Origin of the sequence: Paraburkholderia phytofirmans OLGA172 (assembly GCF_001634365.1) — a bacterium.
Taxonomy (GTDB): Bacteria; Pseudomonadota; Gammaproteobacteria; order Burkholderiales; family Burkholderiaceae; genus Paraburkholderia.
Map to the genome: position 1 here is coordinate 3,274,672 of NZ_CP014579.1, position 14,291 is coordinate 3,288,962.

Sequence of the window (14,291 nt, forward strand, 5' to 3'; positions counted from 1 at the left end):
TCAGCCTCGCTCGAACAAGGGTGTAAGGACGGGTACGAGACGGTCGAAGATATGGTCGGGTGTCATGGGTAGCGCAGTGAACCGCACTCCGGTTGCATTCTTGACGGCGTTCGAGAGCGCTGGTGCCACCGGGTTGATCGCGCACTCGCCTTGCGATTTGGCGCCCAATGGTCCGATTCTGTCGTAAGTGTCGGCGAAGAATATCTCGGTGCGGGGGATGTCGGCAAAAGCCGGTATCCGATAATTGCGCAGCGCCGCATTCACGATATGGCCGCTTGAGTCGTGCACCATGTTCTCTGTTAAGGCCCAGCCGATCCCCATCGCGAGGGCGCCGTCGATCTGGCCACGGCACTGCATCGGATTGATCGGCCGCCCGATATCCGCCGCATGCACGCTGCGCAGAATCCGGATCTCTCCGGTAATCAGGTGTACCGCAACGCGAAAACCCTGCACGTTAAAGGCGGTGGTCCGCGGCGAAAGATAAGCCTTGCGTTTGGCCTCGAAACGATGCCCGTCACGTGTTCCGGCGGCATGCAGATCAGTCAGCGCGAGGCGTTGTCCGCCTGCTACCAGGTGAGTGCCCTCCAGCCGCCAGTCCGAGGCGGGCACACCGGTATGTTGGGCCGCGTAATCTGTGATGTTATCGCGTAGTGCGGCCGCGGCGAGCGTCACCGCCTTACCCGCCACTACGGTGCCGGTACTGGCAAACGTGCCACTGTCGTACGGTGTCCGATCCGTATCGGCATTGATGATCGCGATCGCATCAGCTCGCGTGCCAACCACCGCGGCTGCAAGCTGCCGGTGAGAGGTCACGGAACCGTTACCCATCTCCGTCGAGCCCACGGCGAGGTGATAGGTACCGTCGGCCAGGAGCGACATGACGGCGCCAGACCGATGTTCGGTGGGCGGCCCGCAATCGAGCATGGCAAGGGCGACGCCGACGCCCTCGACCCACTCGTCACCGGCCGGCTTGGGCAAACCGCCTTCGGCGGCTAGCGCGCATTCGACCAGATCCATGCACTGATCGAGCCCATAGCTGCCGAACTCGACATCGGCCACGTCCTTCCAGACCGACTCGATCCAGTCCGTGGGGCCAACCATGTTGCGCCGGCGAATCTCGAACGGGCTCAAACCAAGCTGCTCGGCCAGTTCGTCGATCGCACATTCGATTGCAAAGGTCGTCTGTGAGGCGCCGTAACCACGAAAGCCGCCGCCCGGCACCATGTTGGTGTAGACCGCATAGCCGTCGGCTTTCTTGTTGGCGCAACGGTACGCGGCCAGCGGGCTACCCAGCGCGGCGGCCAGCGTCTCGCCGCCGTGTCCGCCATACGCGCCGGTGTTGGAGATCACCTTGACCTGCAACGCGGTGAGAAGGCCATCGCGAGTCGCGCCGAGCTTGACGTGGGACGTCATCTGATGGCGCGTGGACGCGGCGATGAACTGTTCCTCGCGGGTGAATTCCCACTTGACCGGCCGCCCGGTCTTGAGCGTCGCGAGCACGCACAGATCTTCCGACAGCATTTCCTGCTTGCCGCCGAAGCCGCCGCCGACCCGCTCCGTGAAGACATGCACCTGAGCCGGCCTGAGCCCGAAGATGTGGCAGAGCTTCTGGTGCGCGATGAAAGGCGCCTGTGAGCTGGTACGCACATGCAACCGGCCATCCTCGCCACGCCAGGCGATCGAACCATGCGTTTCCAGATGGACGTGCTGGACCCGCGACGTCGAATAGGTCTTCTCGTGGATTGCATCGGCCGCGGCAAAGCCCTCTTCGACGCTGCCCACCTCGCCGTGAATATCGACATAGATATTGCCTTGCGCGGCCTGCCCCTTGTCATGAAGGAGCGGCGCGTCTGGCGCCATGGCGAGGACCGGATCGAACACCGCCGTCAGCGTTTCGTACTCGATCTCGATCAGGCGGCAGGCATTGTCCGCGGCAGCTTCGGTCTCGGCAACCACGGCTGCCACCCGCTGGCCGACAAAACGCACGACATTGTCCAGCACGTAGGTGTCGTCCGGGTCGACCAGGTGATCTTCATGAGTTGCAGTACTGAACAACCGGCGTGGTACGTCTTCCCAGGTAAAGACCTCGACCACGCCGGGCACGGCCAGCGCCTTCGTGCGGTCTATCTTGAGGACGCGGGCATGGGCATGCGGCGAGCGCACCACTTTCAGATGCAGCAGGCCTTCGATTACCACGTCCATCGTATAGCGTGCCTGGCCTGTCACGATGTCGTGGCCGAACGGGTTTTGCAGGCTCGCGCCGCACGCCTCTCCCGCCACATCTTCCACCGCGGATTTTCGGCCATGCAGTGCGTCGTCGATGCTGCGATAGCCCGTACATCGGCACAGATTGCCTTTGAGTGCGTTCGGTAGATCCTGGCGGCGGTCCGCGTCGAGCGACGCGCTTGTCATTATCATGCCCGCCGTGCAGAAGCCGCACTGGAATGCCTGTGCATCGAGAAACGCCTGCTGCAACGGGTGCAGCTCGCCGTGCCTCGCCAGCCCTTCGATCGTCGTGATCTGACGGCCTGCGCCGCGAAATGCGGGCATCAGGCAGCTATGCACAGGCTCACCGTCCAGCCACACGGTGCAAGCACCGCAATCGCCAGCGTCGCACCCCTTCTTCACCCCCAGCATGCCGAAATCACGCAGCAAGGTGCGCAGGCATTGGCCGGGATCCGGCTCGGCTACGAAAAGCTCGCCATTGACCGTATATTTCATGCTTGGCTCCCTGACTGTGCCAGCTCGACACGGATCTGTTCCGCGAAGTTGTAGGTAAGGTGCCGCCGGTATTCCGGTAGGCCGTTCACGTCGTCGAAGTATTCATCGTCGGGAATGGCCGCGGCGATCGCACGCCGCAGTTCTTCCGCCGTGGGGATAGCCGCAAAAGCCAACTGAACAGGCCGCTGCGTGGACGCGGTGATGGTGATCAGAAGATCGCCGTCGTCCCCGCCTGTGCCGATCAACAGCGCGGCCGAGCGTCCGAGCTTGACGAGAGAGGCGCGTCGCAACGCGTAACGCCTGGCGAGCGCGGTGGCCGGCAGGTGGATGCTGCGCAGCAATTCACCGGCTTGCAGGATGTTCTGGTGATTGCCGGTGACGAAATCCAGCGCAGGAACCACGCGGGGTTGGCCATTGCGCGGCCACAAGCTGAGCGTGCCATCGAGCGCCGTGACCAGCGAGATCATCGCGCCTGCCGGAAGCGACATGCAGATATTGCCGCCGACCGTCGCCGCGTTCCATATTTTGAACGAAGCCAGCAACGCGTTGCAGCATTCGCGCAGCAAGGGTGCGGCCGTCCACTCAGCCGGACACGCCAAGCGATAGATCTCGATGATGCGGCATGTCGCGGCAATTTCGATCCCGTCGGGGCTCACCTGCAGCGCAGGCCAGTCGAGTTGCTCGAGATCGATCAAGGTATGCGTGGCGGCCTGGGGCTCTGAAAACAGCCAGGTGCCCCCAGCTAGCCAGGCGTCGCCCGCCTCCCACCCGCCGATCTCGTCGGCGTTCGCAGGGCGCTTGACAGTCGTGATCGTATTCAGATTCATGATGCAGGCCCTCGGGCAATGGTGGTCAATGCAGCGTCGACAGCGAGCTCGGGCCGGGGCCCGGCGTAATCAGCGTGGGCCACTGGTGGGAACCGAATGGCACCGGCGGCGGCAAGAACGCTGTCATGTTGCGCCTGGCGGTTTCGGTGACAATCGCATCGCGCGCATCGCCGCCCATTAGTTCGTAATCCATCAGATGGTAGTTGCCGAAGAAGAGCTGGCCCACCGAGCGATCGGCGATGATCCGGGTCAACGCGGCCAGCATGTCTTCCCGGGTCGTCGTGAAAGACATGGTTTCAATCAGCAGCAAGCGGTCGTTAATCGCGTCCGGGCCGAAGTATTGCGCCAGCACGCTAAACAGGACGTTGTTCTGGCGGGCGACGTAAATCGTATTGCTGGCCGCAATGGTCTTGTCCCAGTCCGGGCCCAGCATCGCCTTCCAGTCGTCCATCACGTTCATCCAATGCGCGACCTGGGTCTGAGCCGCCCATGCGACTTCTTTGGCTAGCGCCGGTGCCTGCCGATGGCCGAACCCCTCCAGCATGGCCGGCGTAATCGCTCCGTTAGCAACGCATTGATCGATGAAATCGAGGTTGCCCTGCAGGATCTTGCGGCTGTTTTCACGCCAGCCGGGCTGCATCGTCACGCCATCGAGACTGTCGATTGCCGACTTCATCCGGCTGCGAAATGCGAGGATCGGGCCGCGCCACGACTGGTTCTGCGGGCTGGTCAGATAAGGGCTTACGACTTCGGCCAGCGCCATCGTGCTATGGCCAACAGACTTCAAAACCTGATAGACGATCGGCACTGCTGGCGCTTGCAGCGGCGGCTGGCCGGGACGATAGAGGGTGAAATTGCCACCCTCCCCGGAGAACAGCGCGAGTATGACGGGGTGGGTCCCCAGAATGTTTTTGGTGAAGGTCTGGCCAGCCGCGTCATACAACTCGAACATGCTCGTGTTGAGCGCCAGCACATTCGCGGTCGCGGAGGCTTCCGGCGGGGTGGACTGGGTAGTGATCAGGCCGTTCCAGTAATCTGGAAGAGCGTTGCCATCAGACGATCCGGCAAAAGCCAGCAATGGCAAGCAAGCAAAAATATAGCCGAACAAACGTGCACGCCGGATCATACTGTCCCTTTCTTTTTGTTCTTAATGACTTGGGCGACTCACCCGCCGTTGTTGCATGAATGGCGGACGCTGCAGTGGTGAGTCGCGACGTTAACAGTGCACTGCGTACTTCTCTGACTCCTTGTGAAGCCGGTACGTCTTATTCCCAAGAAAAGTATAGGCACGACTGGAGCGCAAGCAAACATTCGCGATTGGTCGCTATCGGCCAAGACTGAAGGTTCCGCGCGGACGTGCTCGTCAATTTCGGCCGTCCCGAAGAAACGATGTATCTGCCGCTCGTCAAGCGCGAAGTCTGGACCTACCGGTACCTGGAAGACAATACGCGGTACCAGCTCTTTCACTTCTAATTCGACGACGCAGGCGTGTTGCGCTCGACGCAAAAGAGCCCGGACCCGCTTCACGATCACGCCGACGATCATCCGTCGAATTGAGCGGCATGGGCGCCAGGCGCGTTGCCATGCGATCGCGAAGCGGTGGCGGGCGAAAAGCGTTCAATCGCTAATGGTTATCCGGCGGATGATTGCGGTCTTCATTGCCGCCGCGCGCCTCGCCGCCGTGCTCACCGGACGGACCGCCCGGGTGCACGGCAGCCTGTCCCTGAGGACCACCCTTCATTTGCCCGGGCGGCTGCGCTGGCCCGTGCGCATATCCCGACTGCGGCTGCATCGGCCCATGCACGTACCCCGGCTGGGGTTGCGGCTGCGGGCCGCCGTGCATGACTGGCCTCGGGTTCATAGCCGGACCGCCCGCCGCCGGCGGACCACCATGCGGCGGCGGACCGCCCCGCATCGGCGGCGGATGATTCGCCCACCGGTCCCGGTCGTGATACCAAGGCTGGCCGCGATAGTAGTGATCCCAGTAAGTTCCGAACGAGAACGCTACGATCGGCAGCCCGATCTGCAAGCCGTAAGTCATGATCGGCACCTCGGTACCCTGGTACGGATAGTCGAGATATTCGCCATAGACCCAGCCGCGCAGTCCGGGCGCTCCGACGTCGCACCAGCTGTAATCGGTAACGCAGCCGTACACCGTAAGCTGCGCGCTCGGCGGCACTTGCGCGACCACCGGATACTCCCCGGACGGACCCGCATAAACTTCCACGGGCTGATTTGTATACGCCAGCGATTGAGCGAACGCCGCGCCGGACAGCGCCATCAGGCAAACGCCTCCCGCGATGGCTCGAATGACGATTTTCTTTTGCACGATTCCTCCCTCGGAAAGAGCGGCCCATGCATGAGGTGCGCTATTCGTTTCGTCAAGGCCATAACGGCGCCTCGATAGCAGGGCCACACTGCTTGGACAAGCCGGGTGGCGTTCGAATTGCACCCGGCTGCCTGCGCAATTACGGTTTGTCAGCGTTCTTACCGTTCAGCAATTTTCATGCTTTGCCGCTCATGCGTCGAGCTGAGCAAAGAACCAGCCCTGGAAGCTGCGCAGCGTGGGCAGATCCGCACGCGATTTGGGGTGCCCTTCTGCCCGACGGTTAGCGGCGAACGCGTGCCATCGACCGAGGATTGGGCTGGCAGCAACTCGGGAAGGGTAAAGCGACACCCGAAAACCGAGTATTTTTGCGTTTTCACACAGGCTCGACCCCTTGCCGTCATTCGGATAGCGGTGACACGAAGGGCCGTTCTCAAAGTCCAACGGCCATTCGCTGACGCATGTTGTCTTGCTGCTTATCGGTCTTGTTTCGATAACGCCGTTAATGGGGCGACTACAGGCGGGTCTTTCTTTCGCGAAAGCTCGTTGCGGTTTTCCGGGGACGGCCGGTTGACTGCGTGGCACATGTCAAAGGGAAAACCAAGGGTTCGCGATGCGCTTCGTCCTGTCGAGGCAACGGGGGAACATTGCGGAGCGTTCAATCCATTGCCGCGCTGGCTTCATCCATGCTCTATGCCAAGGAGCCGCGCGTCCAGCCGCCGCGCTAGCGCCGCGCCGCCTTCGCGCATCACCGCATCGTGGTTCCATTGGAAAACCGGCCGCAACAACGGTGCCAATGCATTCATCCATGCGCGGTTCGTACGCACGCACCAGTCATAGCGGACCACGGTAAGGTTGCGTCCGTCCGTCGAGAAGCTCCACCGGCCGGCGCCTTCGACGTCGCCGCTGGCTTCCCCCTCTAGCGCGACCAACGGGTCGACGCGTGTCACCCGCATATCGAACACCAGGCGATAGGGCAACCAGCCTTTCCATGTATAGCGCTGTACGACGCCCACGCCTTGATCAGAACCGGCCTCTAGCTGGTCCACGCGCTCGACGCTATTCCACCACTCGGGCCAGCGCGCCGAATCCTGGATTGCCGCCCAAACTTTCTGCACCGGCGCATCAATGCGCCAAATGGTGGAAAAGCGGTATTCGACTGTCCGCAAGCTGCCTCCATTCTTCGTATTCTTCTAGAGATTTTGTCAGATGCTCACTGCACTTGCCATCGCCGGCGAAACAGCACTGCGTTTCCATCCCTCGTCATGTCGATCTACAACGGTTCCCCAACGTGGCAGGGCGACGGTCCGCTTTCAGTTGCCTACGCGAACTCGCCCGCTCCGCCTCCAAGATCGCATGCCAGGAACTCAACGAACGCACGGATGCGATTAGACATCTGATGTCGCTGCGAATAGACCGCGAAGATATCGGCGTTCGGCGTGTCGTGATCGGGCAGCACCGGCACAAGGGAACCGTCGGCCACGTACTGTTTGATATCCCACTCGGCCCGCATCAAAATCCCGTGCCCCTCGAGCGCCCACTTCACGGCGATCTCGCCGTCGTTCGTCGTCAGACTGCCGTTAATTCGCACGGCCTCCGTTTTGCGGGAAGCGCCCCGCCCTGACGTCAAACGCCAGACACCGTACGCCTCGTCACCTTGTCTGATGCCGATACAGTTGTGCCGGGTCAAGTCGTGCGCGGTCAGCGGCATCCCGCGTGACGCAATATAGGAAGGCGCAGCACACAGCAGTCGACGATTCGCGGCAAGACGACGTGCGACCACGCGCGTGTCAGGCGGCTCACCGAATCTGATGCAGACATCGAACGCGTCGTCTGTCAGAGGCGGCGGGGTCACGGATAACTGGAGCTGCACAGACACTTGCGGGTATTTCGCTACGAAACGCGAAATCGCCGGAGCGACATGCCCGCGACCGAAGCCTAGCGTTGCGTTGACCCGCAGCAACCCTGTGGGGCTTTTCTTCGCGCTGCCAAGCAACTCGGCCAGTTCGTCAATCTCATCAAGAATCCGGCGAGCGTGTTCCAGATACAACTCGCCCTCTGGGGTGAGCATCATCCGCCGCGTGGTCCGGTTGACGAGCGGAACACCCGCGCGACTCTCCATCTGCGTCAGATGCTTGCTGACGGCCGCCGCCGTCAGCCCCAGCTCACGCGCCGCCGCGCTCAGGCTGCCGGACGCTGCGAGCGTCGAAAAGAAGCTTAAATCAGACGGTTGGACGGTTTCGCGCACGGCCTTCACTTGTGAATATAAGTTAAGGATGCTTTGAGTTTAGCACCGGTTTTTGCGTCCGGAGATAGGTAGAGTTCGCTCACACCCACAACACCTGAAGGACGGAGACATGAAAACCTATCGCATCGCAACCATCCCTGGCGACGGCATCGGCAAGGAAGTCGTACCGGCTGGCGCACAGGTCCTCGAAGCGCTCGCAAAGACCACGAAGTCGTTCGCGTTCGAGTTTGAAAACTTCGATTGGGGCGGCGACTATTACCGCAAACATGGCGTCATGATGCCCGAAGACGGCCTCGACTCCATCCGCGACAAGGACGCGATCCTGTTCGGCTCGGCAGGCGACCCGGACATTCCGGATCACATCACGCTCTGGGGCCTGCGCCTGAAGATCTGCCAGGGCTTTGACCAATATGCCAACGTCCGGCCGACCCGCATTCTGCCGGGCATCGACGGGCCGCTGAAGCGCTGCAAACCGGAAGATCTGAACTGGGTCATCGTCCGTGAAAATTCAGAAGGCGAATATTCGGGCGTGGGCGGTCGGGTCCACCAGGGACATCCGATCGAGGCGGCAACGGACGTGTCGATCCTGACCCGCGCCGGCGTCGAGCGGATCATGCGTTTCGCGTTCCGTCTCGCTCAATCCCGCCCCCGCAAGTTGCTGACGGTGATCACCAAGAGCAACGCTCAACGTCACGCGATGGTGATGTGGGATGAGATCGCGCTGGAAATTTCAAAGGAATTCCCGGACGTCAAATGGGACAAGGAACTGGTGGACGCGTCGACCGCCCGCATGATCAATCGTCCCGCGACGCTCGACACGATCGTCGCCACCAACCTGCACGCGGATATTCTCAGCGATCTGGCCGCCGCACTCGCGGGCAGCCTCGGCATCGCGCCGACGGGCAACATCGATCCCGAGCGGCGCTTCCCTTCCATGTTCGAGCCGATCCACGGCTCCGCGTTCGACATCATGGGCAAGGGCCTCGCCAACCCGGTCGGCACCTTCTGGTCAGTCGTCATGCTGCTCGAGCACCTCGGCGAAGTGGACGCCGCCAAGCGAGTCATGCAGGCAGTCGAAGCGGTCACCGCCGATACGTCACTGCACACACGTGATCTCGGCGGCACGGCAACGACCGCACAGGTGACGGCCGCTGTTTGTGCGCTGATCGAAGCGGGCCGACGCTGACCAGCATCAACGATTTTCGTGCCATTTTCATTGCCGCTCAGCACGGCTGATCTTTCAGAGGGTAGATAAGATGCGCCGCAATCGAAATGCAAAAATTGTCGCTACGCTGGGTCCGGCTAGCACCAGCCGCGAAACCATTGAAGCGCTGTTCAAGGCGGGCGCCGATGTCTTCCGGCTGAACTTCAGCCACGGAACTCACGAGGATCATCAACGCCGCCTCGACGTCATCCGGTCCATCGAGCAGGACGCAGGCCGGCCCATCGGCGTGCTTCTTGACCTTCAGGGTCCGAAGCTGCGGATCGGCACGTTCGTCGATGGCCCCATCAGGCTCGAGAAAGGCGCGAGGTTTCGCCTCGATCTCGACGCAGAGACACCCGGCGACATCAATCGTGTCGCGCGGTCGCGACCGTTGCCTACACGAGCTCCGGCTATTCGGCGCTCAGGATGGCACGCGAACGGCCGTGTGCGCCGATTATCGGCATGACCCCGCGACAAGCCACTGCCCGTCGCCTGGCACTGGCGTGGGGAGTGCATCCCGTTCTCTGTGCCGAAGTGATCGACGTGCTCGAAGTCAGCGAGCTCGCGTGCCACACCGTGCGCGAGGAAGGGTTTGGAGAAACAGGACAGACCGTCGTGATTTCCGCGGGTGTGCCTTTTGGCACACCCGGCACGACCAATCTGCTGCGCATCGCGCAAATCCAGTGAGGTGTGAAGGACAACCGGCTTCTACGCATCGAGGCCGAACTCGGTGACATGGCCTCGTAGCGGGGCGCATCTGCCCTCCCGTCGGCCATCAGCAAACCATAAAAGCCGAACCAACGGCTGCCGGACTACGCCCAGGCGTATCCCATTTCCAATAGAGCACGGCTCAAGCCTCCAAGGAGGAGACAATGATTTCCGATCTCGAAGCCCGGGTTTCCCGGAAGCTCATGCTGCGGATAATTCCGTTTGTCATGCTGCTGTATTTCGTCAGCTTTCTGGACCGCGTCAACGTAGGATTTGCCGCGATGACAATGAACAAGGCCATCGGACTCTCGCCGACGGCGTTTGGTCTGGGTGGCGGACTGTTCTTTATCGGCTACTTCCTGTTCGAGGTGCCGTCGAACCTGATTCTTCACCGCGTCGGCGCGCGCTTGTGGATCGCACGAGTCATGGTGACATGGGGCATCGTCTCGGCAGCCTCGGCTTTCGTGGTCGGGCCGAACAGCTTCTATGCGCTTCGCTTTGTGCTTGGCGTCGCGGAAGCCGGCTTCTTCCCTGGCATCATCCTGTACCTGAGCTTGTGGTTCCCGGGCCGCCAGCGAGCGGTGGCGGCGGCATGGTTCATGGCAGCGGCCCCCATCTCCACGGCGATCGGCTCACCGATCTCGGGCGCGATCATGAAGCTCCCGCCAATCGCCGGACTGGCTGACTGGCAGATGCTGTACATCCTCGAAGCCGTGCCCGCAATCATTCTTGGTTTTGTGGTCCTGAAGTACATGACGGACACGCCGTCGAAAGCACACTGGATGAAACCCGAAGAACGCGAGTGGCTGATTGCGAAGCTGAAGGGCGAAGCTAACGCACGGGAATCGCACGCTGGACATACTGCCGGGGCGCTGAGTGCTTTGCGCGATCCCCGTGTTCTGGCGCTCTCCCTGATTTACTTCGGCACTTCGGCGGGCCTCTACACACTCGGCCTGTGGGCTCCGCTGATCATCCGTCAGTATGGATTCGGCTCGTTCGAGACCGGCCTCATCGCAGGCATTCCCAGCGTGCTGGCCGTTATCGCGATGATCCTGTGGGCCAAACACTCCGATCTCACCGAAGAACGCACGTGGCACGTGGTGATTCCGTGTGTCGTCGCGTGCCTGGGTTTTGTCCTTGTCGGCCAAGCCACCACGGCATTAACGGTCATTCTGGCACTTGTCATTGTCAACATCGGCATCAGCGCCGCAAAAGCGCCGCTGTGGGCCATGCCGAGCATGTTTCTTTCCGGCGCGGGAGCGGCTGCGGGCATCGCCATGATCAACTCGGTGGGCAACCTGGGCGGCTTCGTCGGCCCGTTTGTGATAGGTTGGCTGAAGAATGTGACGGGGAGTTATTCGGCCGGGCTGTATGTCGTCGCCGGAACATTGGCGGTGTCTGCCGTCGTGACGTTGATGCTGAGTCGGCGAGCCCAGCAAACACACGCACCGGCTGGCGAGCGGCACGGGCACTGAACGTGCTGAACGCAATGGGTCCGGACCAGACGTGCTGGGTCCGATATTCGCTTGTTGAAAAAGGGAGACGATCGTGGCAGACGAGAAGATGCTTGCGCAAGTTCTTGAAAAACAGGGATTTTTCGCGGCCCTGGACCAGAGCGGCGGATCGACCCCCGGCGCCTTGAAGCTTTACGGCATTCCGGAGAGTGCCTACAGCGGTGACGCGGAGATGTTCAAACTGATCCACGAGATGCGGGTGCGCATCATCACCGCGCCTGCCTTTACAGGGGACAAGGTCATTGGGGCCATTCTGTTCGAAGCAACCATGGACGGACAGGCACTGGGGAAACCCGTTCCGGCGTTCCTGTGGGAGGAGCGCGGCGTCGTACCCTTCCTGAAGGTCGATAAGGGCCTGGAAGCCGAAGCCGACGGTGTGCAACTGATGAAGCCGATACCCGGCTTGGACGCGCTGCTCGATCGGGCCACGAAGCTCGGCATCTGCGGCACCAAGATGCGGTCGGTCATCAACCTGAATTCGGCAAACGGTATCGCTGCGATTGTGAAGCAACAGTTCGCGCTGGCAGCGCAGATCGACGCGCACGGTCTCATGCCGATACTGGAACCCGAAATTTCGATCAAGAGTCCGGACAAGCCAGGGGCGGAAGCCACCCTCCTCGCGGAACTGAGCAAAGGTCTCGACGCGTTGCCGAATAGCCGTCGCGTGATGCTCAAGCTGACCATACCTGACGTAGCGGACTTCTATCGTCCACTGATCGAGCACCCACGCGTCGCGCGGGTAGTCGCGCTTTCAGGAGGCTACACGCGAGCCGACGCCTGCGAGCGGCTCGCCTCCAATCACGGCATGATCGCCAGCTTCTCAAGGGCATTGATCAACGAGCTCAAGGAATCGATGAGCGACAGTGAGTTCGACGCGGCGCTCGCGAAGAGCATCGACGAGATCTATCGGGCCTCCGTCGTAAAGGTTTGACGCGACTTTCAGGAGGGCGGCCGTGCCTACACCCAGCGAATCGCCCGGCCGACGCCGACGCGCGATCACGTGTGGTTTTTTCGCGACTTCCGCTCGGCTCAGGCATGACAACAAGCACGTCCTGCAAGCCTCCGCAGGACGATCGGACACTTCATACGAAATACCCGATTTGCATCCGCAGCAAGCTTGGATAGCATGAGGAAACACGTCAGCGTTCCCAACGTTCGGCGTGTGTGTTTGTTCGCCGCAGCATCGTCTGCGGCTTTTTTTTATCTAGACAGAGCGCGACAGGATTATCAGCACGGTCGTCACGGTGACCGCACCGCCGATCCGGGTCGCGATCTGGGCGAACGGCATTAGCGTCATGCGATTGGCCGCCGTCAGGATGGCGACGTCGCCGGTGCCGCCCTGGCCGCTGTGGCAAGCGTTCACGATGGCCGTGTCAATCGGATACATCTTTATCCAATACCCCACCAAGGCGCCGGTCGCCATCAGTGTCGCAACGGTCGACACGATAGTGATGATGGTCGGCAGGTTGAAGGAAGCCATCAGCTTGTCCCATGGCGTCAACGCCACGCCGATCGCAAACAGCAACGGGTAGGTGACCGCCGTGGAGAAGAACTTGTACACAACATAAGCGCCCTCCTGTAGTTGCGGCGGTACCGCCTGCGTCAGCTTGAGGAGGACCGCGATGAAAAGCATCGCAACCGGCGCCGGCAGGCCAAACAGTCGCTGGCACATGATCCCGACAACGTAGAGCGTCAAGGCGGTGATGCCCGCCGCGGCGATATGGGTCACGTCCATGTTTCCCGATATCTCTTCGTGTGCAGGGTCCATCTCGTCGTTCTCGCCGGGCTGCAAGCGCCCTTCACCCGTGAAGCGCGGATATCGCTTGCCGACGAAGTTCAACGTCCCCGCGAAGATGATCGCCGACAGGCTGCCAAGCATGACCGGCGGCAGCACGGTGGCGAACAGCACGCCAGGGTCCTGGTGCAGAATTCCGGCGTAACCGACTGTAAGCGGAATGGCCCCTTCGCCGACGCCGCCAGCCATGATCGGCACGACGACGAAGAAAAATGTGTGATACGCGCCTAGACCCAATACCGTACCGACGGCTGTGCCCACCGCGCCGGCCACGATCGTTCCGCTCGCCAGCGGCACGAAGATTTTGAGGAAGCCCTTGATGAGAACCTGCCGGTCCATCCCCAGGATGCTGCCCACGATAATGGACGCAATAAACAGGTAGAGAAAGTTGGTGGACTTGGTGAAATCAATCGTCACCTTCACGATTTGTGGCGGCAGCAACTTGTAGTAAACCAGCGCGGACGGGACGAAGGTGGCAAATATGGCGGCGGCGCCGATTGCGCGGATGATCGGAATGCGCTTGCCGATCTCGGCGAGGGTGAAGCCGAAGAAGGCGAACATCACGATGACCACTGAGATCTCGTTCGGCAGCTTACCCATGTAGACAAGACCCGCGATCAGCGCTGCGGCAGTCACGTAGATCGGTAGCGGAATGATGCCGATACGGGTTTCCATCAGCCTCCACCATCCGTGGGGCCAGAAGGCCTGCTTCTTCGCCTGGTTCGGCGGTAGAGGCGTGGAAGCCGCTGTCTTCATCGGTGTCTCCTGCGCGGATATTCGTCTGCTTACAGCAACCACCCGTGCCAACGGCGCGTGTATGGCAATAGCATCGTGCGCGTAGCAATCTGAGCGTAGCACCGTGTGCGCAGCGCGGATAGCGTGTCTACCCCTACCGCACCGCTGCCTGTGTCGTCCTTCCCGGCGATGCACGCACCCGGTGCGCCGCCG

At 61.4% G+C, this 14,291-nt stretch carries 10 protein-coding genes and 1 pseudogene; 4 read left to right on the plus strand and 7 right to left on the minus strand.

The features are described from left to right. From AYM40_RS34495 to AYM40_RS34520, 6 genes are all read right to left on the minus strand, one after another. Window positions 1–2,721, minus strand: a complete 2,721-nt coding sequence (locus AYM40_RS34495) for a molybdopterin-dependent oxidoreductase (RefSeq protein WP_063500407.1) — start codon at window positions 2,719–2,721, stop codon at window positions 1–3. Then, window positions 2,718–3,548 (minus strand): FAD binding domain-containing protein, encoded by an 831-nt coding sequence (locus tag AYM40_RS34500; protein ID WP_063500408.1) that lies wholly within the window; start codon window positions 3,546–3,548, stop codon window positions 2,718–2,720. The genes AYM40_RS34495 and AYM40_RS34500 overlap by 4 nt, the downstream gene beginning before the upstream one ends. 25 nt (window positions 3,549–3,573) lie before the next feature. Continuing rightward, complete coding sequence (locus tag AYM40_RS34505; protein WP_063500409.1) at window positions 3,574–4,674, minus strand: hypothetical protein; 1,101 nt, start codon at window positions 4,672–4,674, stop codon at window positions 3,574–3,576. 498 nt (window positions 4,675–5,172) lie between these two features. Then, window positions 5,173–5,877, minus strand: coding sequence for an SH3 domain-containing protein (locus tag AYM40_RS34510; RefSeq protein WP_082855467.1), 705 nt, complete (start codon window positions 5,875–5,877; stop codon window positions 5,173–5,175). A 677-nt stretch (window positions 5,878–6,554) separates the two neighbouring features. Further along, entirely contained in the window at window positions 6,555–7,043 is a 489-nt protein-coding gene (locus AYM40_RS34515) for an SRPBCC family protein (RefSeq protein ID WP_063500411.1), read from the minus strand. A gap of 152 nt (window positions 7,044–7,195) precedes the next feature. Next, window positions 7,196–8,122 carry a LysR substrate-binding domain-containing protein gene (locus AYM40_RS34520; protein ID WP_063500899.1) on the minus strand — a complete coding sequence of 309 codons (927 nt, stop codon included), beginning with the start codon at window positions 8,120–8,122 and terminating at the stop codon, window positions 7,196–7,198. 109 nt (window positions 8,123–8,231) lie between these two features. Between AYM40_RS34520 and AYM40_RS34525 the strand changes: the two genes are divergently transcribed. The 4 genes and pseudogenes from AYM40_RS34525 (at window position 8,232) to AYM40_RS34545 (ending at window position 12,479) form a co-directional block, all read left to right on the plus strand. Continuing rightward, window positions 8,232–9,308, plus strand: a complete 1,077-nt coding sequence (locus AYM40_RS34525; RefSeq protein ID WP_063500412.1) for a tartrate dehydrogenase — start codon at window positions 8,232–8,234, stop codon at window positions 9,306–9,308. Window positions 9,309–9,378: 70 nt separating this feature from the next. Further along, window positions 9,379–10,013: pseudogene (locus AYM40_RS39585) on the plus strand (pyruvate kinase). A gap of 185 nt (window positions 10,014–10,198) precedes the next feature. Further along, window positions 10,199–11,509: an MFS transporter gene (locus AYM40_RS34540; protein ID WP_063500413.1), complete on the plus strand. Its 1,311-nt coding sequence runs from the start codon at window positions 10,199–10,201 to the stop codon at window positions 11,507–11,509. Between the two features lie 88 nt (window positions 11,510–11,597). Beyond that, window positions 11,598–12,479, plus strand: a complete 882-nt coding sequence (locus AYM40_RS34545) for a fructose bisphosphate aldolase (protein ID WP_236721131.1) — start codon at window positions 11,598–11,600, stop codon at window positions 12,477–12,479. A 273-nt stretch (window positions 12,480–12,752) separates the two neighbouring features. Here AYM40_RS34545 and AYM40_RS34550 read toward each other — a convergent pair whose 3' ends face one another. After that, window positions 12,753–14,099, minus strand: a complete 1,347-nt coding sequence (locus tag AYM40_RS34550; RefSeq protein WP_063500415.1) for a 2-hydroxycarboxylate transporter family protein — start codon at window positions 14,097–14,099, stop codon at window positions 12,753–12,755. Window positions 14,100–14,291 lie beyond the last annotated feature (192 nt).